The organism is Citrobacter sp. R56, assembly GCF_016811995.1.
GTDB classification, from domain to species: Bacteria; Pseudomonadota; Gammaproteobacteria; order Enterobacterales; family Enterobacteriaceae; genus Citrobacter_D; species Citrobacter_D enshiensis.
The window spans coordinates 1962250-1988334 of the sequence record NZ_CP069159.1 but is presented as its reverse complement, the minus strand read 5'-3'; the positions used below and the strand labels follow the sequence as shown (position 1 = coordinate 1988334).

Here is a 26085-nt window from a genome sequence, read left to right as displayed (position 1 = left end):
CGTTAAATGAACAAATGGTCACGCCACCTGCTTGCCGCGGGTGCTCTGGCACTGGGTATGAGCGCAGCTCACGCCAAAGATAACAACACACTCTATTTCTACAACTGGACCGAGTATGTTCCGCCAGGACTGCTTGAGCAGTTCACCAAAGAGACCGGTATTAAGGTTATCTATTCGACCTACGAGTCGAATGAGACCATGTACGCCAAGCTCAAAACGTACAAAGACGGTGCCTACGACCTGGTGGTTCCTTCCACCTACTACGTCGACAAAATGCGCAAAGAGGGCATGATCCAGAAGATCGACAAGTCGGCGTTAACCAACTTCAACAATCTCGACCCTGAGATGCTCAACAAGCCGTTTGACCCGAACAACGACTACTCTATCCCTTACATTTGGGGTGCCACGGCGATTGGCGTCAACAGTGAGACCATCGATCCGAAAACCGTCACCAGCTGGGCCGACCTGTGGAAGCCGGAGTACAAAGGCAGTCTGTTGCTGACGGATGATGCGCGTGAAGTGTTCCAGGTGGCGCTGCGTAAACTGGGTTATTCAGGTAACACAACCGATCCGAAAGAGATTGAAGCGGCCTACAACGAGCTGAAAAAGCTGATGCCCAACGTGGCGGCGTTTAACTCTGACAACCCGGCTAACCCGTATATGGAAGGCGAAGTGAATCTGGGAATGGTGTGGAACGGTTCAGCCTGGGTTGCGCGTCAGGCCGGTACGCCGCTGGAAGTGGTCTGGCCGAAAGAAGGCGGGATCTTCTGGATGGACAGCCTGTCGATTCCGGCAAACGCCAAAAACAAAGAAGGCGCGTTGAAACTGATTAACTTCCTGCTGCGCCCGGATGTCGCGAAACAAGTGGCGGAAACCATCGGTTACCCGACGCCTAACCTGGCGGCCCGTAAACTGTTAAGCCCGGACGTCGCCAACGACAAATCGCTGTACCCTGATGCAGAAACCATCAAAAAAGGGGAATGGCAGAATGATGTCGGTGCGGCCAGCGCCATTTATGAAGAGTATTACCAGAAGCTGAAAGCAGGACGCTAATTCAGCAGGAAGGCCCGGTGTCGCAGTGCGAACCGGGCCTTTCACTTTACAATCCTTTCAACAACTTCTCGACAAACTCCGGCACCACCTGACTCGCAGGGCCGTAATACTTCTCTTCAAATTCACTGCCGACCTGGCTCGGTTCAAGGTTCAGTTCGATCGTATGTGCGCCGTGCAGTCGCGCTTCATGGACAAAACCCGCCGCCGGATAAACATGCCCCGAGGTGCCAATCGCGATAAAAATATCCGCCATTGCCAGCGCCATGTAGATGTCATCCATTCCCAGCGGCATTTCGCCAAACCACACCACATGCGGGCGCAACGGCGCCGGGAACTGGCAACAGTGACACTTATCGTCGGGGGTGACATCGCCTGCCCACTCCAGGATCTGCCCGCTCTGGGAACAGCGCACCTTCAACAACTCACCATGCATGTGGATAATATTCTCGCTGCCCGCACGCTCATGAAGATTGTCGATATTCTGCGTCACCAGTAAGAAGTTCTCACCGAGGGCTTCTTCCAGTTTTGCCAGTGCAATATGTGCCGCATTCGGCTGAATTTCGGGTTGCTGCAGTTGCTGTCGACGCGCGTTATAAAATGACTGGACCAGTGTAGGGTTGCGCGCAAATCCTTCCGGGGTCGCCACATCTTCCACGCGATGCTCTTCCCAGAGACCATCGGCGGCACGAAACGTACGAATGCCGGATTCTGCTGAGATCCCTGCCCCTGTAAGTACTAATACTCTTGGTTTTTCCATCATTTCCGGCACCACTCTGTCTCTGAAAAAGATCCGTTGACGCAGACGTTCGCGTAAATGGCGTTTGTTTTTACGAAAACGACTTAATCGATGACCCCGACGCGACTGCATAACAACCTCTTTTGATTAGTCGGTAAGATGTAAGAAGGCGGCGCCGCGCATTCCACCCGCATCCCCATGTCGTGCTCGTTCAATACGCGGCACCCGGGCGACGGGCAAGAGATGTTGTGGCAATCGGTCCGCCAACTGCGTTGTTATCGCTGTGAAATTCGATAAACCGCCGCCGATCACGACCAGGTCGGGATCGACAATAGTCAGGATATTGCCCAGACAGACCGCTAATAAATCCAGATAGCGTTCAACGTGGGCTCGCGCCTGAACATCACCCTGCTCCCACAGCGCAATGATTTCAGGAGCCTGCAAAGGTTGATGATAGTAATGCTGATACAGCCATGCAAATCCACGGCCGGAAAGATAGTTTTCGATACAGCCCAGTTGCCCACAACCACAGCGGCGTAATGGGAAGTCAAAACCCATCAGCGTGAGTGCATCCACCGGTAAGCGGATATGACCAAATTCACCGGTAATGTAGCTGTGTCCGGCGATCGATTTTCCATTGATAACCAGACCGCCACCGACACCGGTGCCGAGGATCAGCCCCATCACCAGCGGATACTGCGTAAACTCATCGTCCCAGGCTTCGGAGAGGGCAAAACAGTTGGCGTCGTTATCCAGGCGAACATCACGATCCAGGCGAGCGCTGAGGTCGGCACGTAGAGGTTTGCCGCTGGCGGCAGGCACATTGGCGGCGTACAACGTACCGTCCGCCGTCTCAGGCATACCGGGAATACCGATGCCGACGCTGCCTTTAACGCCAAATCGCGCATCGGCCTCAGCGACCAAATCACACACGGCATCCAGAAAAGCCACATAGCTGTCGCGAGGGGTTGGCACACGCTTTTCCCACTGCAAATGCCGTTTGTTATCAAACACGCCTAACGCAATTTTGGTCCCGCCAATGTCAAACCCGTAATACATCGCCGCTCCTTGTTTCTGTGTACCGCAGTTACTGGCCGCTGAGAACTCTCGCTGGATCGATATTACTGGCGCGCCGCGCCGGATACCAACTGGCTAACAAACTCAGCAACAATGCCGTGACCAGCACGTAAAGGACATCCAGCCAGTGTAATTCGGATGGCAGGAAGTCGATAAAATAGATATCCCCGGACAAGAACTGATGGCCGATAATCGTCTCAATACCTTCGATGATGGGGGTCAGTTGCAATGAAACGACAACACCGATAACCACCCCACACAGGCTGCCAAACAGCCCCGCCAGCAGTCCATACCAGACGAAAATGGCACGAATCAAACCGTCTTTGGCGCCCAGTGTTCTTAATACGGCAATATCGCCACTCTTGTCTTTTACCGCCATCACTAAAGTCGAGACGATATTAAAACAGGCCACGCCGATCACCAGCACCATCGCCAGATACATAATGGCGCGGATCATCTGAATATCGCGGTACATATAGCCGTAAGTCCCAATCCAGCTTTTAATGTAAACATAGCTATTGGTGACTTCGCCCGCGTCACGCACCAGTTTGTTGGCGTTAAAGACATCGTTAACTTTGATCGCAATACCCGAAACACTGGATCCCATCTCCAGATACTGTTGAGCATCGGTCATCGGGATCATCGCGAAACTGTGATCCAGCTGGCCGCTCAGTTGCAAAATCCCCGCGACATGCAGGCGCACGCGTTTGGGCTGCATCAGTTTATGATCCGCATTGGAATTCGGGATCATGATCGAAACCCAGTCGCCCTGTTTGACTTTCAGGGCATCTGCCACGCCTTTGCCGATGATAATTTGCTGTTCACCGGCCTTAAAGTTATCCCAGGCATGGTTTTGCACAAACGAGGGCAGCGCGCTCAACTGCTGTTCCTGTTTAGGATCGACCCCTTTCACCTGAATAGCGCGCAGATTAGCGCCGCTCTCCACCAGTCCGGTAAAGTTGATGTAGGGCGCTGCTGCCGCAATACCCGGCACCTTCTGTACGTTCTCCAGCGCGTCGCGCCAGTTAGTCCACGGCTGATTAACCGCTTCAATTTCACCGTGCGGAACCACGGCCAGAATACGGTTGTTCAGCTCACGTTCAAAACCGTTCATCGCGCTTAAACCGACGATCAGGACCGCCACTCCCAGTGCAATGCCGATCGTAGAAATCACAGAGATCAGCGAGACCATTCCGCCACGCCGACGACCACGGCTAAAACGCAGCCCAATCAATAACGATAAAGGCGAAGCCATTACTCTACTCCCATCAGGCTCAATTCCGCCGTCAGGCGACCGTCACGCATTTCAAGCTGACGGTTCATCCGTTTCGCCAGTTGCAGATCGTGGGTGACGACCAAAAATGCGGTGCCCTGTGAACGGTTCAACTCGCCCAAAAGCTGGAAAATACTGTCGGCGTTACGCGCATCCAGGTTCCCCGTGGGTTCATCCGCCAGCACCAGGCGTGGGTTGTTGACCAGCGCACGCGCAATCGCCACACGCTGGCGCTCACCGCCGGAAAGCTCAGAAGGACGGTGACTGGCGCGATGATCCAGTCCCACCGCTTTGAGCATTTCACGCGCGCGTTCGCTAATTTCCGCCGGTTTCTTTTTGCCGATCAGCAACGGCATGGCAACGTTTTCCAGCGCGCTGAAATCCGGCAGCAGATGGTGGAACTGATAGATAAAACCGAGCTTCTGATTGCGCAGCTCCGCTTTTGCGGTCGAGGAGAGCTTACTCATCGGTTGGCCGCTAAATATCACATCGCCTGAGGTCGGCGTATCCAGTCCGCCCAGCAGATGCAGCAAGGTACTTTTCCCCGAACCGGAGCTGCCCACGATCGCCATCATTTCGCCTTCGCCTACGCTAAAACTGACATCATGCAGCACGTCGGTTTGCACAGTGCCTTCCTGATAGCGTTTGCACAGGTTGTCGCATTGCAACAGGATCTTATTCATAACGTAAAGCCTCAGCGGGTTGAGTGGCGGCAGCGCGCCAGGAAGGATAAAGCGTAGAAAGCAGTGCGATAGCCATTGCCACCAGCGCGATGACAATAACCTGCAGCGGCTCAATGGCCACAGGCAGCGCGGCGCCGTCCAGGATCGCACCAATCACCGGCATCAGATTATTCAACTGACTGGCAAGTAATGCGCCCAGCGCCGCCCCCAGCAGTGCGCCGATGATACCGGCACTCGCGCCCTGAACCATAAAGACCATCATGATTTGGCGCGGCGTCAGCCCCTGCGTTTGCAAAATAGCCACTTCTCCTTGCTTCTCCATCACCATCAGGCCCAGCGAAGTAATAATGTTGAATGCGGCGACCGCCACGATCAGGCTCAACAGCAGCCCCATCATGTTTTTTTCCATTCTTACCGCCTGGAACAGTTCTCCTTTGCGCTCACGCCAGTCCTGCCATTTTGTCCCTGCCGGCAATGTTTGCTGGCTGAGGGTGTCGACTTTCAGCGGTTCGTTCAGCCACAAACGCCAGCCGGTGATATTCCCCGCCGGATAACGCATCAAACGCGAGGCATCCTGAATATTGACCAGCATCTGGTAGCCATCGACCTCGCTGTTCGCCGCGAACGTGCCAATCACCGTAAATAAGCGCTGGCTTGGCAGGCGTCCCATCGGGGTAAACTGGCTGGCGGAAGGCACCATCACGCGAATTTGATCGCCACGATTGACCCCCAACTGCCCGGCGAGCTGCTCGCCAAGGATGACATTATACTTGCCCGCTTCGAGGGAGGTTTGCTTCACATTGACCAGATACGGCGTTAACGGATCTTTTTGCGCCGGATCGATGCCCAGCATGACCCCAACCGCCACACTGCGCGCACTTTGCAGGACGACATCGCCTGTCGTCAGAGGCGCAATACGATTCACGCCGTTTAAGACAACGGCTTTTTCCGGTAAATGCTGAGGATTAAGGGAACCTTGCTCAGACGAGAGAATTGCCTGAGGCATCAGGCCAAGAATGTTGTTTTGCAGTTCACGTTCAAAACCGTTCATGACCGACAATACCGTCACCAGCGCCATCACCCCAAGGGTAATGCCAATGGTGGAGAGCCAGGAGACAAAGCGACCGAAGCGATCTGCTGCACGCCCACGCATGTAGCGCAGGCCGATGAATAGAGCGACAGGTTGATACATGAAATCCGTCTGGTTGCGGTTAGCAAAGTCACGAGTATATAAGCGAAAGCGGAATGGGTAAATGACTGAACCGCAAGTGTTCGTCAGTGTTATTCCTAAAAGTATCCACAAATCAACTTACTAAAGTGACCCACTCCGCGCTCTCATCCTGACCTGATCTTTATCTTAAAAATACAAAAAGCAGATTGTTACCCATTACAGCACCACGCATGACCCGCAGGATCGCAGGCTACGTCGAACACTACGGGCAGGCCGTCTTTATGAAACAAAAAGAATTATGGATTAACCAAATCAAAGGGTTATGTATTTGTCTGGTGGTAGTCTATCACTCGGTAATCACCTTCTACCCTCACCTCACCACCTTCCAGCATCCCTTTTCGCAGGTGCTGTCTAAATGTTGGATCTATTTCAATCTCTACCTTGCGCCGTTTCGTATGCCCGTTTTTTTCTTTATTTCGGGGTATTTGATCCGCCGCTATATTGATGCGGTCCCCTGGAAGGCGTGCGTGGAAAAACGCATCTGGAGTATTCTGTGGGTCTTCGCGCTGTGGGGCGTTGTGCAATGGCTGGCATTAACCTCGCTCAATCACTGGCTGGCGCCTGACCGGGATATCAGCAGTAGCGCAAATGCGGCCTACGCTACCAGCGTAAACGCATTTCTGCACGGGATGCTCACCGCCAGTACCAGCCTGTGGTATCTGTATGCGCTGATAGTCTATTTTGTCCTGTGTAAACTCTTCACCCGCTGGGCAAAACCGCTGTTTGCCGTCTTTGTCTTACTGAGCGTCACTATCAATTTTCTCCCGACGCCGTGGTGGGGGATGAACAGCGTGATCCGCAATCTCCCCTGGTACAGCCTCGGTGCCTGGTTTGGCGGGTCGCTCATGACGGGCATAAAACAGACGCCGCTACGGCGTCATCCTGTTGCCATGCTGACCCTCGCGGTAGTGGCGGTTGCCGCATGGCTGGCAAACATCGCATTGCTTCTTTCATTTGTTTCAATCGTACTGATCATGAAAGCGTTTTATCAGTTCGAGCAGCGTTACGGCATGCGTTCGTCCGGTCTGCTCAACGTCATCGGCTCCAACACCATTGCTATCTACACCACCCACCGTATTCTGGTAGAAGCGTTCAGCTTAACCCTGACGCCTAAACTGAATCAGGCGTCATGGTCGCCTCAGATTGAGTTCGCGCTGTTGCTGGTCTATCCCTTCCTCAGTCTGCTGCTTTGTACTCTGGCGGGGCTTGCCGTGCGCACTGTATCGCAGAAGGTCTTCGCCGATCTCTTCTTTTCTCCCCCTTCCCGCCAGGCCGTCACGAGCCCGTCCGCGTAAGTTTTTCGCCCCTGTACGGGGGCGAATCATTTGCTAATGAGTGATGATCAAGGATAATAAAGAGCATTGCTTATCAGTCATATGCCCCCATAGTGTGGTGTATACCCAAAAGAGATCCTGACAACCGAATGCCTGAACAACAACGTTATACTCTGCCGACGAAAGCCGGCGATCAGCGCCAGTTGGGTGAGCTTACCGGCGCTGCTTGCGCCACACAGGTCGCGGAGATTGCCGAGCGTCACGCGGGCCCCATCGTGCTCATTGCGCCGGATATGCAAAATGCTCTGCGTCTGCATGATGAAATTGGCCAGTTCACCGATCAGATGGTGATGAATCTGGCAGACTGGGAAACGCTCCCCTACGACAGTTTTTCGCCGCACCAGGAGATCATCTCCTCGCGTCTCTCCACGCTGTATCAACTCCCGTCGATGCAACGTGGCGTGCTGATCGTGCCGGTCAATACCCTGATGCAGCGCGTCTGCCCGCACAATTATCTGCATGGTCACGCGCTGGTGATGAAAAAGGGCCAGCGATTGTCGCGCGATGCCTTACGCGCGCAACTGGAGAGCGCAGGATATCGTCATGTTGATCAGGTTATGGAACACGGAGAATACGCCACCCGCGGCGCGTTACTGGATCTGTTCCCGATGGGCAGCGAGCAGCCTTACCGACTCGATTTCTTTGATGATGAGATTGACAGCCTGCGCCTGTTCGACAGCGACACCCAACGCACGCTGGAAGAAGTTGAGGCGATTAACCTGCTACCTGCGCACGAATTCCCGACGGACAAAGCGGCCATTGAGTTGTTCCGTAGCCAGTGGCGCGACACCTTTGAGGTGAAACGCGACCCTGAACATATTTATCAGCAGGTCAGCAAAGGCACGTTACCGGCGGGAATCGAATATTGGCAGCCGCTGTTTTTCAGCGAGCCGCTGCCGCCGTTGTTTAGTTACTTTCCGGCGAATACGCTACTGGTGAACACCGGGAACCTGGAAAACAGCGCCGAGCGCTTCCAGGCCGATACCCTGTCACGTTTCGAAAATCGCGGCGTTGACCCCATGCGCCCGCTTCTACCGCCGGAATCGCTCTGGCTACGCGTTGATGAACTTTTTTCCGAGCTTAAACGTTGGCCCCGGGTACAACTCAAAACCGAACATCTGCCGGAAAAAGCCGCCAATACCAATCTGGGTTTCCAGAAACTCCCCGACCTGGCGGTGCAGGCGCAGCACAAAGCCCCGCTGGATGCCCTGCGTAAGTTTCTGGAAGCCTTTACCGGTCCGGTCATTTTCTCCGTAGAAAGCGAAGGTCGCCGGGAAGCCCTCGGTGAACTGCTTGCCCGCATCAAGATTGCGCCTAAGCGAATTTTACGTCTGGATGAAGCGAGCGATTCAGGTCGCTACCTGATGATTGGCGCGGCGGAACATGGATTTGTCGACACCCAGCGTAATCTGGCGCTGATCTGCGAAAGCGATCTGCTCGGCGAGCGCGTCGCGCGGCGTCGTCAGGATACCCGCCGGACTATCAACCCGGATACGCTGATCCGCAACCTGGCCGAGTTGCATCCGGGTCAGCCTGTCGTCCACCTTGAGCATGGCGTCGGTCGCTATGCCGGTATGACCACGCTGGAAGCTGGCGGCATCACCGCTGAATATCTGATGCTCACCTACGCCAATGACGCCAAATTGTATGTTCCGGTGTCGTCGTTGCACCTGATCAGCCGTTACGCAGGCGGTGCGGAAGACAATGCGCCGCTGCATAAACTGGGCGGTGACGCGTGGTCACGCGCCAGGCAGAAAGCGGCGGAAAAAGTACGCGATGTGGCGGCAGAGTTGCTGGATATTTATGCCCAACGCGCGGCTAAAGAGGGCTTCGCCTTTAAGCACGATCGTGAGCAATACCAGTTATTCTGCGACAGCTTCCCGTTTGAAACCACGCCTGACCAGGCGCAGGCCATCAACGCGGTCCTCAGTGATATGTGCCAGCCGCTGGCGATGGACCGCTTAGTCTGCGGCGATGTTGGTTTTGGTAAAACCGAAGTGGCGATGCGCGCCGCGTTTCTGGCGGTGGAAAACCACAAACAGGTGGCGGTTCTGGTCCCGACCACCCTGCTTGCCCAGCAGCATTTCGACAACTTCCGCGATCGTTTTGCCAACTGGCCGGTGCGTATTGAGATGCTCTCTCGCTTCCGTAGCGCCAAAGAGCAGACGCAAATTCTTGAGCAGGTCGCCGAAGGTAAGATCGATATTTTGATCGGCACCCATAAACTGCTGCAAAGCGATGTAAAACTGAAAGATTTAGGCCTGCTGATTGTCGACGAAGAGCACCGTTTTGGTGTCCGTCACAAAGAGCGTATTAAGGCCATGCGCGCCGACGTAGACATTCTGACGCTGACGGCAACGCCGATCCCACGTACGCTGAATATGGCGATGAGCGGTATGCGCGATCTCTCTATCATTGCCACCCCGCCCGCCCGTCGTCTGGCGGTCAAAACCTTTGTCCGTGAATACGACAATCTGGTGGTGCGTGAGGCGATCCTGCGTGAGGTGTTGCGTGGAGGCCAGGTGTATTACCTGTTCAACGATGTAGAGAATATTCAGAAAACGGCGGACCGGCTGGCGGAACTGGTGCCCGAAGCGCGTATCGCGATTGGGCACGGACAGATGCGCGAACGTGAACTGGAACGCGTGATGAATGATTTCCACCATCAGCGCTTTAACGTCCTGGTCTGTACCACGATTATCGAAACCGGGATCGACATTCCCACCGCCAATACCATCATTATCGAACGCGCGGACCACTTCGGTCTGGCGCAATTGCACCAGTTGCGTGGCCGTGTTGGTCGCTCGCACCATCAGGCGTATGCCTGGCTGCTGACGCCGCATCCAAAAGCCATGACCACCGATGCGCAAAAACGCCTTGAGGCCATCGCGTCGCTTGAGGATCTGGGGGCGGGCTTCGCGCTGGCAACGCATGATCTCGAAATTCGTGGCGCGGGGGAATTACTCGGCGAAGATCAGAGCGGCTCGATGGAAACCATCGGTTTCTCGCTGTATATGGAACTGCTGGAAAACGCCGTCGATGCACTGAAAGCCGGGCGCGAACCGTCGCTGGAAGACCTCACCAGCCAACAGACGGAAGTCGAACTGCGTATGCCGTCGCTGTTGCCGGATGATTTTATCCCTGATGTGAACACCCGTCTCTCGTTCTACAAGCGTATCGCCAGTGCGAAAAGCGAAAACGAACTGGAAGAGATAAAAGTTGAACTGATCGACCGTTTTGGTCTGTTGCCTGATCCCGCCCGCACGCTGCTGGAGATTGCCCGTCTGCGCCAGCAGGCGCAAAAACTCGGCATTAAAAAGCTGGAAGGCAACGAGAAAGGCGGCATCATCGAGTTCGCTGAGAAAAACCACGTCAACCCCGTCTGGCTTATCGGTCTGTTGCAGAAACAGCCGCAGCACTTCCGTCTGGACGGGCCAACCCGACTGAAATTTATTCAGGAACTGGGTGAACGTAAAACCCGCATCGAATGGGTACGTCAGTTCATGCGACAACTGGAAGAAAACGCCGTCGCGTAATCACTGTGCCGGGTGAGGTCAGTCTTCACCCGGCACAGGATTTACAAACTCTTTGCATTTCCCTGCACTTCCCGACATACCCAGCCGTCATAATCCTCGTTTACGTTATCGCAACAATAACCCTGTGATTTACATGGATTTATGGTGATGAGATTACACATGCGTTTTTCTCGCTGGCTGGCATTTTGTGCCCTAGCCGCGACCGTGGCGGTTGCGCTGCCTGCCAAAGCGAACACCTGGCCACTGCCTCCGGCGGGCAGCAAGCTGGTGGGCGAAAACAAATTTCACGTCGTTGAAAACAACGGCGGTTCGCTGGAGTCGATCGCAAAGAAATACAATGTCGGTTTTCTGGCGCTGCTACAGGCCAACCCGGGCGTTGACCCTTATGTTCCGCGCGCAGGCAGCGTACTGACTATTCCGTTGCAAACCCTCCTGCCAGACGCGCCGCGCGAAGGGATCGTTATCAACCTTGCGGAGTTACGTCTGTACTATTACCCGCCGGGGAAAAACGTGGTCACCGTCTACCCGATCGGTATCGGTCAGTTAGGCGGCGATACGCTGACGCCAACGATGGTGACAACCATCTCTGACAAACGCGCCAATCCGACCTGGACCCCAACGGCGAATATTCGCGCCCGTTACAAAGCGCAAGGGGTTGACCTCCCTGCCGTGGTCCCTGCCGGACCGGATAATCCTATGGGGCATCATGCGATTCGCTTAGCTGCCTACGGCGGGGTTTATCTGCTGCATGGCACCAATGCCGATTTTGGTATAGGCATGCGCGTCAGCTCAGGGTGTATTCGCTTACGTGACGGTGATATTGAGACATTATTCCGCCAGGTCACGCCTGGGACAAAAGTGAATATCATCAATACGCCAATCAAAGCCTCTGTAGAACCGGGCGGTGTACGTCTGGTGGAAGTGCATCAGCCGTTGTCGAAGAATCTGAACGATGACCCGCAGGTATTGCCCATTAACCTGAACAGCGCCATGCAGGCATTTAAAGCCTCAGCGCAGACCGATGCGGCGGTCATGGAACATGTTATGGAAGTGCGTTCCGGTATGCCGGTGGATGTCACCCGCCATCAGGATGCCACACCACAGGCGATGTAGAGACTCAGCATATAAAAACCCCGCAAACATCGCGGGGTTTTTTGTGGCAATTAAACAGGCATTGATGAGGGAGTCATGCTTATTTGTAAATAACCGCCGTTCCGTGAAGAGTGTTAGGACCGGTAACGGAAGTAATACGGAAGGATTTCGCCCCCATCTCATCCGCTTTCTGCGCCAGTTGATCTTCCAGAGAACCCAGATTGGTCCCTGCATTCGCAGAGATGGTACCCACTTTTTGTTGACCGGCAGGCGTAGCCTGAACTTCAACAGCCGCGAAGCTGGCGAATGAAAGTGAGCTCAGAACAGCGGCAGCGATAAGGGTTTTTACGTTTTTCATGATAGTGACCTGTAGCAGATGAATGATGTCGTTAGTATTAACTTAACGATCGATAGGTAAATGATAGATGTGATCCAGGTCACACGTCAATGTATTTTTATAATGGTCGTTACTTTAATTATAAATGCCTTATTTTTCAGCGCCGTAAGATTAATTTATTTTTATCCTTAATCCGCTGGAGACTGAGCGGGTTTATTTTTATAATGGTTGTTCAATAAACCTAACCTAGTACAACGGCACCATGACAACTACCCCAACAAGTTGCGCAAAAAAAAGCCGTGGCCGACCAAAAGTGTTCGACAGGGAAGCCGCGCTTGATAAGGCCATGACACTCTTCTGGCAACATGGCTATGAAGCGACATCGCTCTCCGACCTCGTAGAAGCAACCGGGGCGAAAGCGCCGACGCTATATGCGGAATTTACCAACAAAGAAGGGTTATTTCGCGCCGTGCTGGATCGCTACATTAGCCGTTTTGCGGCAAAGCACGAGGCACAGCTCTTCTGCGAAGAAAAAAGTGTTGAATCGGCACTCGAAGATTACTTCACCGCCGTTGCGACCTGCTTCACCAGTAAAGAGACCCCCGCCGGATGCTTTATGATTAATACATCCGCGACGCTGGCAGCCTCTTCTCGTGATATTGCGCATACGGTCAAATCACGCCATGCGATGCAGGAACAGACACTGACCCAATTTCTGTGTCAACGGCAAGAACGGGGCGAAATTCCTGCGCACTGTAATCCGCAGAGTCTGGCGGAGTTTCTGAACTGTATATTGCAGGGGATGTCGATAAGCGCCCGCGAAGGTGCAACATTCGAGAAGCTGATGTTGATCACCCACACCACGCTAAAACTGTGGCCTGAGCTGCTGAAATAGTCTGTCCGAGCTGGGCATATCGAATTCACTCAATCGCCCGCTCCTGATAGTCATCGCAGACATAAAAAAGCCCCTCAGCCTGAGCGAATGAGGGGCAAGTGTGCAGAGTAGAGCTATTTTTACGCTTTGTTAGTCAAAATGAGCTGGCCGTTGTTATCCAGTGGGATCTGCGCACCGGGATCTTTGTCCATGCGAATCTTGCCCTGCTGGTCGCCAATTTTGTAAGTGACATCATAACCCAGCATCTTTTCAGACTTGTCATACACCGTTTTACAACGCTGCTGGGTTGAGGTGTAGGTATCATTTTCCTGCATTGAGCCCTGGATCTGGTTGCCGGCATAACCGCCGCCCAGCGCACCCACGACCGTGGCCACATCTTTACCGCGACCACCGCCAAACTGATGACCAATAACCCCACCGGCAACCGCGCCAAGTACGGAACCGGCGACACGGTTTTCATCCTGGACGGGTTTACGGTGCGTGACCGTGACGTTATGGCACTCCTGACGCGGAGTTTTAACCGTTTCCTTAATCGGTGTTGCAGAAACAACCTGAGCATACTGCGGGCCACGCTCTAAGACATTAAGACTGGCGACAGCCGCAACGCCCAGCGCAGCCGCTACGCCAATCCCGATACCCGCCAACATTGATTTATTCACGGGAACTCCTCCTTTTTTGCTATTAGTAACAATTTTGCAACGGGTGGGGAAGTAAGCAAATCAGACAACGGATGAAAAGTAGGGGTTTGAGTGGCGAAACAGGAGGATTCGGAGTACTCCGAAGCGCATAACAAGGACTGGCGGGATAACGCCGTTAGTTTAAAACCGAGATATCCGGGGCGACCACCGGGTTTGGCGTCCCTCCGGGAACCAAATCCCGGTGTTTCCCCTCAGTCATTAGCTTAAATGGCCGGTGTTAACTGATGGGCGGATTTTCTGTAAAAAACTCACCGGCACGAATGGCCGGTGAGTAAAGCGTTAATTAATGCAGTTTCAGACGTGGGCGAATCACACGGTTAATGCTGCCAACCAGCATCATCAACCCGGTTTTGAAGTAGCCGTGCAACGCAATCTGGTGCATACGATACAGCGAAACATAAACGAAGCGGGCGATGCGCCCTTCCACCATCATTGATCCGCGCGTCAGATTCCCCATCAGACTCCCCACGGTAGAGAAGTTGGAGAGAGACACCAGAGAGCCGTGATCTTTGTACTGGTACGCTTTCAGCGGTTTGCCGTTCATCTGCGCCAGGATATTGTTCATCGCGCAGGTTGCCATCTGGTGTGCCGCCTGAGCACGCGGCGGTACAAAGCCCCCTTCCGGACGCGCACAAGATGCACAGTCGCCAATGGCATATACGTCAGGGTCGCGGGAGGTTTGCAGGGTCGGTTCCACCACCAGTTGATTGATACGGTTGGTTTCCAGACCGCCGATATCTTTCATAAAGTCTGGCGCTTTAATACCTGCCGCCCACACCATCAGATCGGCTTCGATATATTCGCCATCTTTGGTGTGAAGTCCGCCGGCATCAGCACTGGTCACCATCGTCTGCGTCAACACCCGCACGCCCAGTTTGGTCAATTCGCTATGCGCTGCGCCAGAAATACGTGGCGGCAATGCTGGCAGAATACGTTCACCGGCTTCAACCAGCGTCACATTCAGCGCTTCGTTGGTCAGCCCTTTGTAACCGTAACTGTGCAGTTGTTTCACTGCATTATGCAGTTCTGCCGAGAGCTCAACGCCCGTTGCGCCCCCGCCCACAATGGCGATGTTAACCTTACCGTTCGCTCCCAGGTTAGCGGAGTATTTCAAAAACAGGTTCAACATTTCGTGATGGAAACGGCGCGCCTGATGTGGGTTATCGAGGAAAATGCAGTGCTCTTTCACGCCTGGCGTATTGAAATCATTGGAGGTACTTCCCAGCGCCATCACCAGCGTGTCATAGGCGATTTTACGCTCCGGCACCAACAGCTCCCCTTTTTCATCGCGCAGTTCGGCAATGGTTATCGTTTTTGCTTCACGATCGATATCCATCACTGATCCAAGCTGAAACTGGAAACCATGATTGCGCGCATGCGCCAGGTAGCTCAGCGCATCCACACCTTCATCCAGCGAACCGGTCGCCACTTCGTGCAACAGCGGTTTCCACAGATGGCTGTGATTTCTGTCCACCAGCGTGATTTTCGCTTTTTTCTTGCGGCCCAGTTTTTTGCCCAACTGCGTCGCCATTTCGAGCCCGCCAGCACCACCGCCGACAATCACGATTTTTTTCAATGGTGTAGTCAAGGTGACCCCCTTAAATTTATTAACCAATTGTTAATTAAACGTTATAGGCATAGCCTTTAATTAACAACAAGTTACGACAATGAAAAGCGACTTCGAGAGTGAGAATAACACGAACGGTGCATTGGTCATACCAAAATTGATGTGCATCAAGTTTTCTCGCTGAAAAGTTAGACAACACTGGCAATATGCATAAAAAAACCAGCCCGAAGGCTGGTCTTACAAAACAGTCTGACCCTGTTAACCCAGGGTCTTAAAGGCTTTAATTCGCTGCAAATGAGACGAGATATTCTTGAACTTATGGGTTTGCTCCTCATCCCACACAATTTCGTAGAAATGGTGCAACTCTTCTGACGAACGTTGGCTGTTCAAGGCTTCATCATGGCGAGAAAGGATCACCAGGCAACGATCGCGGTTCTTTTCCCGAAAGTTGGTTACGCACTTGGTGGCGATATCGGCGTACTCTTCCGGACGGTCGATTTTGCCTTCCATGTTCTCATAAGGGAACAGATTCGGATTAAACACCACCTGGCGAATGTCACAGAGAAAACCGATTCGTTCCGCCCAGTAGCCGCCAAGACCCACACCACAAATCAACGGGCGTTCGTCCACGTTGAGCTGCAACATTTTGTCCACTTCTTTCAGCAGATGCTGCATATCATGTTTAGGATGCCTCGTGCTGTAGCTGATCAGCCTGACATCCGGGTCAATAAATTGCAGTTGCAGCACTTTCTCGTGGTTACCCGGACTGTTAGAGTCAAAACCGTGTAAATAGATAATCATCGCATCCTCACCAAAACCCGACTCCCCTGACGGGAGTGTTATTGACCTGCTTTCTCTTCCTGCCAGCGTTCATGCAGTTGGATAAGCTGGGCGCTGACGGTTTTCCAGCGCTCAGAATCCATGAGTTCCTGGCGCGAAAATGAACCTTTATGATACAAATGTGTAACACGTTCTGCATTGATCGGCGACAGATTATCTAACACGCTGACCGCACCTTTACGATTATTGCAGACCAGGATCATATCGCAACCTGCATCCAGTGAAGCCTGACCACGTTCTGCGTAGCTGCCCATAATCGCCGCGCCTTCCATCGACAAATCGTCAGAGAAAATCACGCCGTCAAATCCCAGTTCACCGCGCAGAACTGTTTTCAGCCAGTGCGCAGAGCCGCTCGCCGGACGCGGGTCCACATCGCTGTAAATCACGTGCGCTGGCATAATGGCGTCGAGCTTGTTCCCGGTGATCAACGCCTGGAAAACAGACATGTCTTTGGCGCGGATTTCCGCTTGTGGACGGGGGTCGCGAGGCGTTTCTTTGTGTGAGTCCGCCGTAACCGCCCCGTGGCCCGGGAAGTGTTTGCCAGTGGTTTTCATGCCCGCGGCATGCATACCGTCAATGAAGCGCGTGGCCATTGCCAACGCTTTTTGCGGATCGGCATGATAAGAACGCTCGCCAATGGCCGCGCTGATATGCCCGACATCAAGAACCGGCGCAAAGCTGATATCGATATCCATGGCGATCATTTCACTGGCCATCAGCCAGCCCGCCTCCTGAGCCAGCTTTCCGCCCTCTTCCAGCCCCTTCAACGCGGCAAAAGATTGCGCGGCCGGTAAGCGAGTAAAGCCTTCGCGAAAACGTTGTACGCGTCCGCCTTCCTGATCGACCGCCACCACCAGATGATTACGCGACGCCGCCCGAATTTGGCGTACCAGTTCACGCAACTGCTCCGGATCATGGTAATTACGGGTGAAGAGAATGAGACCGCCTACCTGCGGATGCGCCAGAATCTCGCGCTCTTCGGCATCCAGTTCAAATCCTTCAACATCCAACATTACTGGGCCCACACTGCTCTCCTTATTTTTTCGTTGTTAGCTGACGCCAGGTTTCATCGGCCAGCCTGATAAATTGTTGTTCGCCGGTCTGCTGCCAGCGGTACTCAAACCATCCCGCTTTCAGCATCATCACCCAGGGATGCCATAACTGGACCTGTCGCCAGAGGCGTCGGGGATCGATATGCGCGCGCTTAGCGTAGGCGGCTACCAACTGCTGATGCTGTAACGCATCATCAACCCACACCGCCGCCAGTTCCAGCGCAATATCGCCGTCTCCGGCATATTCCCAGTCAATCAATCGTAACCCTGACGCCGTGTGCACCAGATTGCCGCTATGGACATCCATATGCAAAGGCCCGAGACGCAGAGGGCGAGGTTCACGCACTGTTCGCAGCCGTTTTAACCGTCGTAACCAGTCCGGCGTGCGACGTGCAGGATCGCAACACTGCCAGTATTGCTCCAGCAACGGCAGCAGCGTTACCCGCCAGCCAAAGCACGGTTGCTGATGCAGATGATACAGCAAGCCCGCCAGCGCGTCGGCGTCCGGTAATCCGGATTTTACGTCGCCCGCTAAATAGTCCACGGCCATCCAGCCTGGCGTATAGAATCGGGGACGGGTCACAAGCGTGGCGGGCAAGCGTGAGAGCGCCCGGTACTGCCGCAAAAAATGCGACTCCGGCGCCTGAGGATCATGATGACAACGAAGAACCAGACGATGGGTCGCATTTTCAATGATGACGCTCCCGCCGCTTAATCCGTGGTTGTTCGCGGCGACGGGATGGTATTGCGGGAAATAGCGCGACAACACGTCGTCGCGCGTCAGTCGGTTATTTTTGCTGGACTGCACCTTTACCCGACCAGATTATCTCGCCAGTTTGCACCAGCATGAGCTGCATTTGCAGCGTAGGGGCATTGACGTTACCCGTCGCACTGGAATAGAGCACGTATTGCGCGCCCACGTTGCGGGCAATCCCGATGGCTTTACTGCGGGTTCCCAGACTGTCTTGCGGAGACAACCCTAACTGTTGTTTTGCCAGCGACAACTGCTGTACCGACACCAGCGTAAATTTGCCGTTATTCGCCAGCGCATTGCGTAACGTATCCGTCGCTTCACCCGCATTGAGGGAGCCATTGGTACGGTTGTTTACGCTGTCGACCAGCAGGACATTCCCTGCCGCAATCCCTCCCGCCTGCAACATTTTTCCGACCATCGGTTGCATGGCACCGTTCCAGTCATAGTGACGGACGCGCGGTGCGGGTTGCGCAGTCTGATCTTCATGCTCAATGGGACCCGGTTGCTGAGGAACCGTCGGCACCGTCGGTACGACAGGCACTGGTTGCTCCGGCTGAACAGGCTGTTCAGGTGTCGGTTTCGCTTCATCGACCGGCGCGGGTTGTTCTCGTTGGGTCACACATCCCGAGAGGAATATCGCCAGCGCGGCTACCAGTGCGTAGCGATGTATTTTAGTTATCAAGATTCACCTCTTACAAATAAAGATAAAGTCTAACTTTGTGCGCCCCCAGATAATTGGCGCTTCCGTATAACGTAACCGACGAGTGCGCCGGGATTGTTACGCTACGCGGCTTCTCCAGAGGATGCATTTCCAGTCCTCTGGCGTCATACCAATAAAAGCGATAATGAACGGTAACGGGTTCTTGTCTTTCGTTATAAAGTCGCGAGGAGGCAGAAGTCTGAATATCGGACGTCGTCAACGCCGGAGGCTCTGCGGTGATCCCCGCCGCCAGTAGCGTTGATTCCATGACCAGCGTCTGCTCATCACTCACCGGTATTTCAGGATGTGAACGGCAGCCAACGAGCAACAGCACCGCCAACGACAGCGCAACGCATCCTCTCGTCATCATCAAAGACCTTTATGCGCAAGCATTGGACCCAGTGCGCGACCGCCTAACAGGTGCATATGGATGTGATACACCTCTTGTCCGCCATGGCGATTGGTATTCATAATTAAACGATAACCGTCAGCAGCAATACCTTCCTGTTCGGCGATTTTCGCCGCCACGGTGATCATCCGACCCAGCGCCTGCTCGTGCTCAGCCGTCACGTCATTGACGGTGGGGATCAGGATATTTGGAATAATGAGGATATGTGTCGGCGCCTGGGGAGAGATATCACGAAATGCAGTGACCAGATCGTCCTGATAAACGATATCCGAGGGAATTTCACGACGGATGATTTTGCTGAAAATAGTTTCTTCTGCCACGACGTTTTCCTTTTTCATAATTAGCTCTTACGTTTCACCATGCTACGCTGAGCCGCATTGCGAGTATAGAGTATGAGCGAGTTACTCACGCTCTTTCAACTTTAACCCGCGATTTATTCAGTAAAAGCTTATCTGGTGCTGCGCTTATCGCCATTTCCCCCTCTTCTAGCAACCCACCGTTTCGGTTGAACGCCCGGCAGAAACAAAAAAGCCGGTACACATTGTGTACCGGCTTTAGAGGAACATGCTAAACGGGTTAGTCGAAACGCAACTGCGGCAGGACGTCTTTCACCTGGGCCAGATAATCACGGCGATCCGATCCTGTCAGCCCTTCCGTACGCGGCAGTTTCGCCGTCAGCGGGTTCACCGCTTGTTGGTTGACCCATACTTCATAGTGCAGATGCGGACCGGTTGATCTTCCGGTATTCCCTGAAAGCGCGATGCGATCGCCACGTTTCACTTTTTGCCCCGGTTTCACTAACAGTTTACGCAAGTGCATATAACGGGTGGTGTAAGTGCGTCCATGACGGATCGCGACGTAGTAACCCGCCGCACCGCTACGTTTTGCGACCACCACTTCACCGTCACCAACCGACAGTACCGGCGTACCTTGCGGCATCGCGAAATCGACGCCTTTATGCGGTGCAACACGTCCTGTCACCGGGTTCAGACGACGAGGGTTAAAGTTGGACGAAATACGGAACTGTTTCGCCGTCGGGAAACGCATAAATCCTTTGGCAAGTCCGGTACCATTGCGATCGTAGAACTTACCGTCCTCAGCGCGAATCGCGTAGTAGTCTTTACCGTCAGAACGTAACCGCACGCCCAACAACTGGCTTTGTTCGCGTTTGCCATCCAGCATCTCACGTGACATCAGTACCGAGAATTCATCGCCTTTTTTCAGTTTGCGGAAGTCCATCTGCCACTGCATGGCTTTGATCACGGCGCTAATTTCCGCGCTGGTGAGTCCTGCCTCTTTCGCACTGGAGACAAAACTGCCGCCGACGGTGCCTTTCATCAGGCTGTTAACCCAGTCACCTTGCTGCATCTCGCTGCTCATCTTAAAACCATTGGCAGCCGTGCGATCGTAAGTGCGGGTTTCGCGGCGGGAGACTTCCCAGGTCAGACGTTGTAAATCGCCGTCAGCAGTCAGCGTCCAGGAGAGTTGTTGACCGATTTTCAGGTTTCGCAATTCTTTGTCTGCAGCGGCAAGCTGGCTGATATCGCCCATTTCAATGCCGTACTGGTTCAGGATGCTGCTCAGCGTATCGCCGGTGGAGACCACATATTCGTGGACGCCCACCTCACCGGAGGTTTTGTCATCCAGTTCATCCTGAGGAATCTCTTCATCTTCCTGCGCAGCCTGATCGATAGGTTCGCTCGCCTCAGGTAACAGCGACCGAATCTCACTTTTTTCCAGTTCGATGGTTTTGACGATCGGCGCGGACTCTGGGTGATAAACGTATGGGCGCCACACCGCGACAGCAAGTGTCAGAACAGTAAGGGACCCCAGCATGACGCGATGGGGTCTGGGCAGATTATTAAATGCCAGAGCGACAGAGCGGGCTATCTGTTGCACGTATTCACTTCCTCGTTAATCTCCTTTCAGGCAGCTCGCATACTGGTTCGCTAATTGAGTCAAAAACGCTGAATAGCTCGTTTTACCCAGTGCAATATGCGTTCCGAGGGGATCCAACGTTCCCATTCGAACGGATGTCCCTCTCGCAACGGCTTCAACGACCGCTGGCCTGAACTGTGGCTCAGCAAAAACGCAGGTTGCTTTTTGCTCAACCAACTGTGTTCTTATTTCATGTAAACGCTGCGCACCAGGTTGAATCTCAGGGTTGACGGTGAAGTGACCAAGCGGCGTCAGTCCGAAGTGTTTTTCGTAGTAACCATAAGCGTCATGAAAAACGAAGTACCCTTTCCCCTTGAGCGGTGCGAGCTCGTTACCGACCTGTTTATCGACCTGGGCTAATTGTGCCTCAAAATCCTTCAGGTTGGCGTCAAGTTTGGCTCGACTTTGCGGCATAAGTTCCACTAATTTATCATGGATTGCAACCGCTGAAGACCGCGCTATCTCTGGGGAAAGCCAAAGATGCATGTTGTAGTCGCCGTGATGGTGATGGTCGTCACCTTTTTCATCATGAGCAGGGTCATGATCATGCTCGTCGTCGTCGTCGTCCCCCCCTTTCATGAGCAACGGTTTCACCGACGGAAGCTGCGCAATCGTTACCTGTTTTGACTCTGGAATGTTCTTTACTGACTTTTCCATGAACGCTTCCATCTCTGGACCAATCCAGACAACTAAGTCCGCGCCCTGTAAGCGTTTTACGTCGGAAGGACGCAGTGAGTAATCATGTTCCGAGGCGCCATCCGGCAATAAAACCTCGGTCTCTGTTACACCATCAGCAATCGCGGAAGCAATGAACCCCAGGGGCTTAAGGGAGGCAACGACAGAGGCATTTGCGGCGTGTGTTGCACTCCCCCAAAGAGCAGCGGATAATGCTGCGAAAAGAAGCGTATTTTTATGTAACATAATGCAACGAATCATCGTAATGAATGTGTGAAATGTGATATTATAACATTCTATAACTTCTGCAAGCCTAAAATTGACATGACGACTTTGGTTTCACTGGAAAATGTCTCGGTCTCTTATGGTCAACGCCGCGTCCTTTCTGACGTGTCGCTTGAACTCAGACCCGGAAAAATTTTGACTCTCCTTGGCCCTAACGGTGCCGGGAAGTCCACCCTGGTACGTGTGGTATTAGGGCTCGTAACACCTGATGAAGGCGTTATCAAGCGTAACGGCCAGCTACGCGTCGGCTATGTCCCGCAGAAACTGTATCTCGATACCACGCTCCCACTCACCGTAAACCGTTTTTTACGCTTACGACCCGGCACGCATAAATCAGACATTCTTCCTGCGCTTAAACGCGTTCAGGCAGGCCATCTGATTAACGCGCCCATGCAAAAGTTATCCGGCGGGGAAACGCAACGTGTGCTGTTGGCGCGCGCGTTATTGAATCAACCGCAGTTGCTGGTGCTGGATGAGCCAACGCAGGGCGTCGATGTCAACGGTCAGGTGGCGCTTTACGATCTCATCGACCAGTTGCGTCGAGAACTCGACTGCGCGGTGTTGATGGTGTCGCATGACCTGCACCTGGTGATGGCCAAAACAGACGAAGTGCTGTGTCTGAATCACCACATTTGCTGCTCCGGTACACCAGAAATTGTCTCAATGCACCCGGAGTTTATCTCCATGTTTGGGCCGCGCGGCGCAGAGCAGTTAGGCATTTATCGCCATCATCATAATCATCGCCATGATTTACAGGGCCGTATTGTATTGCGCCGGGGAAATGGTCACTCATGATTGAATTTTTGTTACCCGGCTGGTTCGCCGGGATCATGCTGGCCTGCGCTGCAGGTCCGCTGGGCTCGTTCGTGGTCTGGCGTCGGATGTCGTATTTTGGCGATACGCTGGCGCACGCTTCGCTGTTAGGCGTGGCATTTGGTCTGCTGCTGGATGTGAATCCGTTTTACGCGGTCATCGCCGTCACGCTGGTGCTGGCAGCAGGTCTGGTGTGGCTTGAGAAGCGCCCTCACCTTGCGATCGACACTCTGCTGGGCATTATGGCGCACAGCGCCCTGTCGCTGGGTCTGGTGGTGGTCAGCCTGATGTCGAATATCCGTGTCGATTTGATGGCCTATCTGTTTGGCGATTTACTGGCAGTTACGCCTGAAGATCTGATCTCCATCGCCATTGGCGTCGTCATTGTTCTGGCGATTTTGTTCTGGCAGTGGCGCAATTTGCTGTCCATGACCATCAGCCCGGACCTGGCGTTTGTTGATGGGGTGAAAATTCAGCGCGTGAAACTTCTGCTGATGCTGGTGACGGCGTTAACGATCGGGGTGGCAATGAAGTTTGTTGGCGCGCTGATCATCACCTCATTGCTGATAATCCCTGCTGCCACGGCGCGTCGCTTTGCCCGTACGCCAGAGCAAATGGCAGGCGTTGCGGTGATTGTAGGAATGGTAGCGGTTACAGGCGGGCTGACCTTTTCGGCATTTTACGACACGCCAGCCGGCCCTTCGGTCGTTCTGTGCGCTGCGCTGCTGTTTATCCTTACCATGATGAAAAAACAGGCCAGTTGAGGCCTGTTTTTTTGCCGGATTGCGCGGTATTTCCAGGCCGGATAGGATGCGCTAGCATCGCTATCCGGCGCTACGCTCAGGGCATTTCCGGCGGTGTGATCCCAAAGTGATTCCACGCACGCACCGTTGCCATACGCCCACGCGGGGTACGCTGTAAAAAGCCCTGCTGAATCAGATACGGTTCCAGCACGTCCTCAATCGTTTCGCGCTCTTCGCCGATAGCCGCCGCCAGGTTATCTAACCCAACAGGCCCACCGAAGAACTTATCGATCACCGCCAGCAAGAGTTTGCGGTCCATATAGTCGAACCCTTCCGCATCGACATTAAGCATATCCAGCGCCTGAGCGGCAATATCCGCCGAGATCGTGCCGTCATGCTTCACTTCAGCAAAGTCACGCACGCGGCGCAGCAGACGGTTGGCGATACGTGGCGTGCCGCGCGCGCGGCGAGCGACTTCCAGTGCGCCTTCATCGCTCATTTCCAGCCCCATATAACGCGCGCTACGCCCGACGATATGCTGCAGATCCGCAACCTGGTAAAACTCCAGACGCTGAACGATGCCAAAACGGTCACGCAACGGCGAGGTTAATGAACCCGCGCGAGTGGTTGCGCCAATCAGCGTAAAGGGAGGCAGATCGATTTTTATCGAGCGCGCCGCCGGACCTTCACCAATCATGATATCGAGCTGATAGTCCTCCATCGCCGGGTACAATACCTCTTCGACCACCGGAGACAGGCGATGAATTTCGTCGATAAACAGAACGTCGTGAGGCTCAAGGTTAGTGAGCATCGCCGCTAGGTCCCCTGCTTTCTCCAGCACCGGACCGGAGGTGGTGCGCAGGTTCACTCCCATTTCATTGGCGACAATATTCGCCAGCGTGGTTTTACCCAGACCCGGCGGGCCGAAAATCAGCAGGTGGTCAAGCGCATCGCCGCGCAGTTTCGCCGCCTGGATAAAAATCTCCATCTGCGAGCGCACCTGTGGCTGACCAACGTACTCCGCCAGCAGTTTGGGACGAATCGCCCGATCTGCCACATCTTCTGGCAACGTGCTTTCTGCTGAAATCAGGCGGTCTGCTTCTATCATCCTCTACCTCACAGCGCGGCGCGGAGCGCTTCGCGGATCAATGTTTCGCTGCTGGCATCCGGGCGGGCAATTTTGCTGACCATCCGGCTGGCTTCCTGAGGTTTATAGCCCAGCGCCACCAGCGCGGCAACCGCTTCCTGTTCAGCATCATCTGTTGCCGGGCTGGCCGGAGAGGTCAGCACCAGATCGGAGGCAGGCGTAAACAGATCGCCATGCAACCCTTTGAAGCGATCTTTCATTTCGACAATCAGACGCTCGGCCGTTTTCTTGCCAATGCCCGGTAGTTTCACCAGGGCGGCGGGATCTTCACGCTCGACGGCGTTAACAAACTGCTGCGCCGACATGCCCGAGAGGATTGCCAGCGCCAGCTTCGGGCCGACGCCGTTCGTCTTAATCAATTCTTTAAACAGGGTACGTTCCTGTTTGTTGTTAAAGCCATACAGCAGTTGAGCATCTTCACGCACCACAAAATGGGTGAAGATAATCGCCTCCTGCCCCGCTTCCGGCAGCTCATAAAAGCAGGTCATCGGCATATGTACTTCATAGCCGACACCGCCCGTTTCCAGCAGTACCAACGGGGGTTGTTTTTCGAGAATAATGCCTCTGAGTCTGCCTATCACATGACGCTCCTGCGTTAATGGCTCTTGATACAAAGGTGTATCATAAAAAAATGCTGGATATTTATCCAGCCTGATTTGCTATTATCGCAGTCGTCCACGCGCCAGATTGAGTCTGGAGTCGCTCATTTGCATCGCGTTTTGGCTTACATGGCAGTGGGTGATGGCAATCGCCAGCGCATCGGCGGCATCCGCCTGCGGGTTAGCGGGGAGTTTAAGCAAGGTACGCACCATATGCTGCACCTGACTTTTCTCCGCGCTGCCTATCCCGACGACGGTCTGCTTGACCTGACGTGCCGCATATTCAAACACCGGCAGATCCTGATTTACGGCAGCGACAATCGCCACACCACGCGCCTGACCCAGCTTGAGCGCGGAATCCGCGTTCTTCGCCATAAAAACCTGCTCAATGGCAAAGTAGTCCGGCTGAAACTGGGTAATGATTTCCGACACGCCCGCATAAATCAGCTTCAGGCGCGACGGTAAATCATCCACTTTGGTACGAATACATCCGCTGCCCAGGTAGGTCAGTTGCCGACCGACCTGGCGGATCACGCCATAACCGGTGATGCGCGAGCCCGGGTCAATGCCGAGAATAATGGACATCACGCATCTCCTGTTATGTTATCGCTCAACCAC

General features: G+C 53.9%; 26 protein-coding genes. 7 read left to right on the top strand and 19 right to left on the bottom strand.

The window, feature by feature from the left end; genetic code table 11:
- Positions 1-6 precede the first annotated feature (6 nt).
- A complete protein-coding gene (gene potD / locus JM656_RS09505; RefSeq protein ID WP_203360937.1) occupies positions 7-1053 on the top strand; it encodes a spermidine/putrescine ABC transporter substrate-binding protein PotD in 1047 nt (348 codons plus the stop codon).
- A gap of 46 nt (positions 1054-1099) precedes the next feature.
- On the opposite strand, the gene cobB is transcribed toward potD, so the two are convergent.
- Genes cobB through lolC form a run of 5 tightly spaced genes read right to left on the bottom strand, consistent with a single transcriptional unit; the run spans position 1100 to position 6014 of the window.
- Positions 1100-1921, bottom strand: coding sequence for a Sir2 family NAD+-dependent deacetylase (cobB, locus tag JM656_RS09500; protein WP_203360936.1), 822 nt, complete (start codon positions 1919-1921; stop codon positions 1100-1102).
- Positions 1922-1936: 15 nt separating this feature from the next.
- Positions 1937-2848: an N-acetylglucosamine kinase gene (gene nagK / locus JM656_RS09495; protein ID WP_203360935.1), complete on the bottom strand. Its 912-nt coding sequence runs from the start codon at positions 2846-2848 to the stop codon at positions 1937-1939.
- A gap of 28 nt (positions 2849-2876) precedes the next feature.
- Positions 2877-4121 (bottom strand): lipoprotein-releasing ABC transporter permease subunit LolE, encoded by a 1245-nt coding sequence (gene lolE / locus JM656_RS09490; RefSeq protein WP_203360934.1) that lies wholly within the window; start codon positions 4119-4121, stop codon positions 2877-2879.
- Positions 4121-4822: a lipoprotein-releasing ABC transporter ATP-binding protein LolD gene (lolD, locus tag JM656_RS09485; RefSeq protein WP_203360933.1), complete on the bottom strand. Its 702-nt coding sequence runs from the start codon at positions 4820-4822 to the stop codon at positions 4121-4123. The genes lolE and lolD overlap by 1 nt, the downstream gene beginning before the upstream one ends.
- On the bottom strand, positions 4815-6014 hold the full coding sequence (lolC, locus tag JM656_RS09480; RefSeq protein WP_203360932.1) for a lipoprotein-releasing ABC transporter permease subunit LolC: 1200 nt from the start codon (positions 6012-6014) through the stop codon (positions 4815-4817). The genes lolD and lolC overlap by 8 nt, the downstream gene beginning before the upstream one ends.
- 260 nt (positions 6015-6274) lie before the next feature.
- On the opposite strand from lolC, the gene JM656_RS09475 reads away from it, so the two are divergent.
- The 3 genes from JM656_RS09475 (at position 6275) to JM656_RS09465 (ending at position 12036) form a co-directional block, all read left to right on the top strand.
- Entirely contained in the window at positions 6275-7348 is a 1074-nt protein-coding gene (locus JM656_RS09475) for an acyltransferase family protein (protein WP_203361264.1), read from the top strand.
- A gap of 128 nt (positions 7349-7476) precedes the next feature.
- Entirely contained in the window at positions 7477-10923 is a 3447-nt protein-coding gene (mfd, locus tag JM656_RS09470) for a transcription-repair coupling factor (protein ID WP_203360931.1), read from the top strand.
- 147 nt (positions 10924-11070) lie between these two features.
- On the top strand, positions 11071-12036 hold the full coding sequence (locus JM656_RS09465) for a L,D-transpeptidase family protein (protein WP_203360930.1): 966 nt from the start codon (positions 11071-11073) through the stop codon (positions 12034-12036).
- Between the two features lie 79 nt (positions 12037-12115).
- On the opposite strand, the gene bhsA is transcribed toward JM656_RS09465, so the two are convergent.
- On the bottom strand, positions 12116-12373 hold the full coding sequence (gene bhsA / locus JM656_RS09460; RefSeq protein WP_192612485.1) for a multiple stress resistance protein BhsA: 258 nt from the start codon (positions 12371-12373) through the stop codon (positions 12116-12118).
- A gap of 241 nt (positions 12374-12614) precedes the next feature.
- On the opposite strand from bhsA, the gene comR reads away from it, so the two are divergent.
- A complete protein-coding gene (comR, locus tag JM656_RS09455) occupies positions 12615-13247 on the top strand; it encodes a TetR family copper-responsive transcriptional repressor ComR (protein WP_203360929.1) in 633 nt (210 codons plus the stop codon).
- A gap of 119 nt (positions 13248-13366) precedes the next feature.
- Here the strand turns inward: comR and JM656_RS09450 are convergent, their stop codons facing one another.
- The 10 genes from JM656_RS09450 to znuA all read right to left on the bottom strand — a co-directional run bounded on the left by JM656_RS09450 (position 13367) and on the right by znuA (position 22126).
- Positions 13367-13906 carry a glycine zipper 2TM domain-containing protein gene (locus tag JM656_RS09450; protein ID WP_203360928.1) on the bottom strand — a complete coding sequence of 180 codons (540 nt, stop codon included), beginning with the start codon at positions 13904-13906 and terminating at the stop codon, positions 13367-13369.
- 322 nt (positions 13907-14228) lie between these two features.
- Entirely contained in the window at positions 14229-15533 is a 1305-nt protein-coding gene (ndh, locus tag JM656_RS09445) for an NADH-quinone dehydrogenase (protein ID WP_203360927.1), read from the bottom strand.
- A 237-nt stretch (positions 15534-15770) separates the two neighbouring features.
- Positions 15771-16313, bottom strand: coding sequence for an alpha/beta hydrolase YcfP (gene ycfP / locus JM656_RS09440; RefSeq protein WP_192612489.1), 543 nt, complete (start codon positions 16311-16313; stop codon positions 15771-15773).
- Positions 16314-16351: 38 nt separating this feature from the next.
- Positions 16352-17377, bottom strand: coding sequence for a beta-N-acetylhexosaminidase (gene nagZ, locus JM656_RS09435; RefSeq protein ID WP_203360926.1), 1026 nt, complete (start codon positions 17375-17377; stop codon positions 16352-16354).
- A gap of 10 nt (positions 17378-17387) precedes the next feature.
- Complete coding sequence (thiK, locus tag JM656_RS09430) at positions 17388-18212, bottom strand: thiamine kinase (protein ID WP_203360925.1); 825 nt, start codon at positions 18210-18212, stop codon at positions 17388-17390.
- Entirely contained in the window at positions 18193-18837 is a 645-nt protein-coding gene (gene lpoB, locus JM656_RS09425; RefSeq protein ID WP_203361263.1) for a penicillin-binding protein activator LpoB, read from the bottom strand. Before lpoB ends, thiK begins: the two co-directional genes overlap by 20 nt.
- Before the next feature lie 13 nt (positions 18838-18850).
- The gene (locus JM656_RS09420) at positions 18851-19225 is read right to left on the bottom strand and encodes a YcfL family protein (RefSeq protein WP_203361262.1); all 375 of its coding nucleotides are present in this window, start codon (positions 19223-19225) and stop codon (positions 18851-18853) included.
- Positions 19226-19227: 2 nt separating this feature from the next.
- Positions 19228-19587: a purine nucleoside phosphoramidase gene (gene hinT / locus JM656_RS09415; protein ID WP_061381942.1), complete on the bottom strand. Its 360-nt coding sequence runs from the start codon at positions 19585-19587 to the stop codon at positions 19228-19230.
- Between the two features lie 256 nt (positions 19588-19843).
- A complete protein-coding gene (gene mepM / locus JM656_RS09410; protein WP_203360924.1) occupies positions 19844-21166 on the bottom strand; it encodes a murein DD-endopeptidase MepM in 1323 nt (440 codons plus the stop codon).
- 15 nt (positions 21167-21181) lie between these two features.
- Positions 21182-22126: a zinc ABC transporter substrate-binding protein ZnuA gene (znuA, locus tag JM656_RS09405; protein WP_203360923.1), complete on the bottom strand. Its 945-nt coding sequence runs from the start codon at positions 22124-22126 to the stop codon at positions 21182-21184.
- 78 nt (positions 22127-22204) lie between these two features.
- Between znuA and znuC the strand changes: the two genes are divergently transcribed.
- Together znuC and znuB are read left to right on the top strand one after the other, a co-directional pair.
- On the top strand, positions 22205-22960 hold the full coding sequence (znuC, locus tag JM656_RS09400) for a zinc ABC transporter ATP-binding protein ZnuC (protein WP_192612494.1): 756 nt from the start codon (positions 22205-22207) through the stop codon (positions 22958-22960).
- The gene (gene znuB, locus JM656_RS09395; RefSeq protein WP_203360922.1) at positions 22957-23742 is read left to right on the top strand and encodes a zinc ABC transporter permease subunit ZnuB; all 786 of its coding nucleotides are present in this window, start codon (positions 22957-22959) and stop codon (positions 23740-23742) included. The genes znuC and znuB overlap by 4 nt, the downstream gene beginning before the upstream one ends.
- Before the next feature lie 76 nt (positions 23743-23818).
- On the opposite strand, the gene ruvB is transcribed toward znuB, so the two are convergent.
- From ruvB to ruvC, 3 genes are all read right to left on the bottom strand, one after another.
- Positions 23819-24829, bottom strand: coding sequence for a Holliday junction branch migration DNA helicase RuvB (ruvB, locus tag JM656_RS09390; protein ID WP_192612496.1), 1011 nt, complete (start codon positions 24827-24829; stop codon positions 23819-23821).
- Positions 24830-24837: 8 nt separating this feature from the next.
- Positions 24838-25449 carry a Holliday junction branch migration protein RuvA gene (ruvA, locus tag JM656_RS09385; RefSeq protein WP_203360921.1) on the bottom strand — a complete coding sequence of 204 codons (612 nt, stop codon included), beginning with the start codon at positions 25447-25449 and terminating at the stop codon, positions 24838-24840.
- A gap of 81 nt (positions 25450-25530) precedes the next feature.
- On the bottom strand, positions 25531-26052 hold the full coding sequence (gene ruvC, locus JM656_RS09380; RefSeq protein WP_203360920.1) for a crossover junction endodeoxyribonuclease RuvC: 522 nt from the start codon (positions 26050-26052) through the stop codon (positions 25531-25533).
- Positions 26053-26085 lie beyond the last annotated feature (33 nt).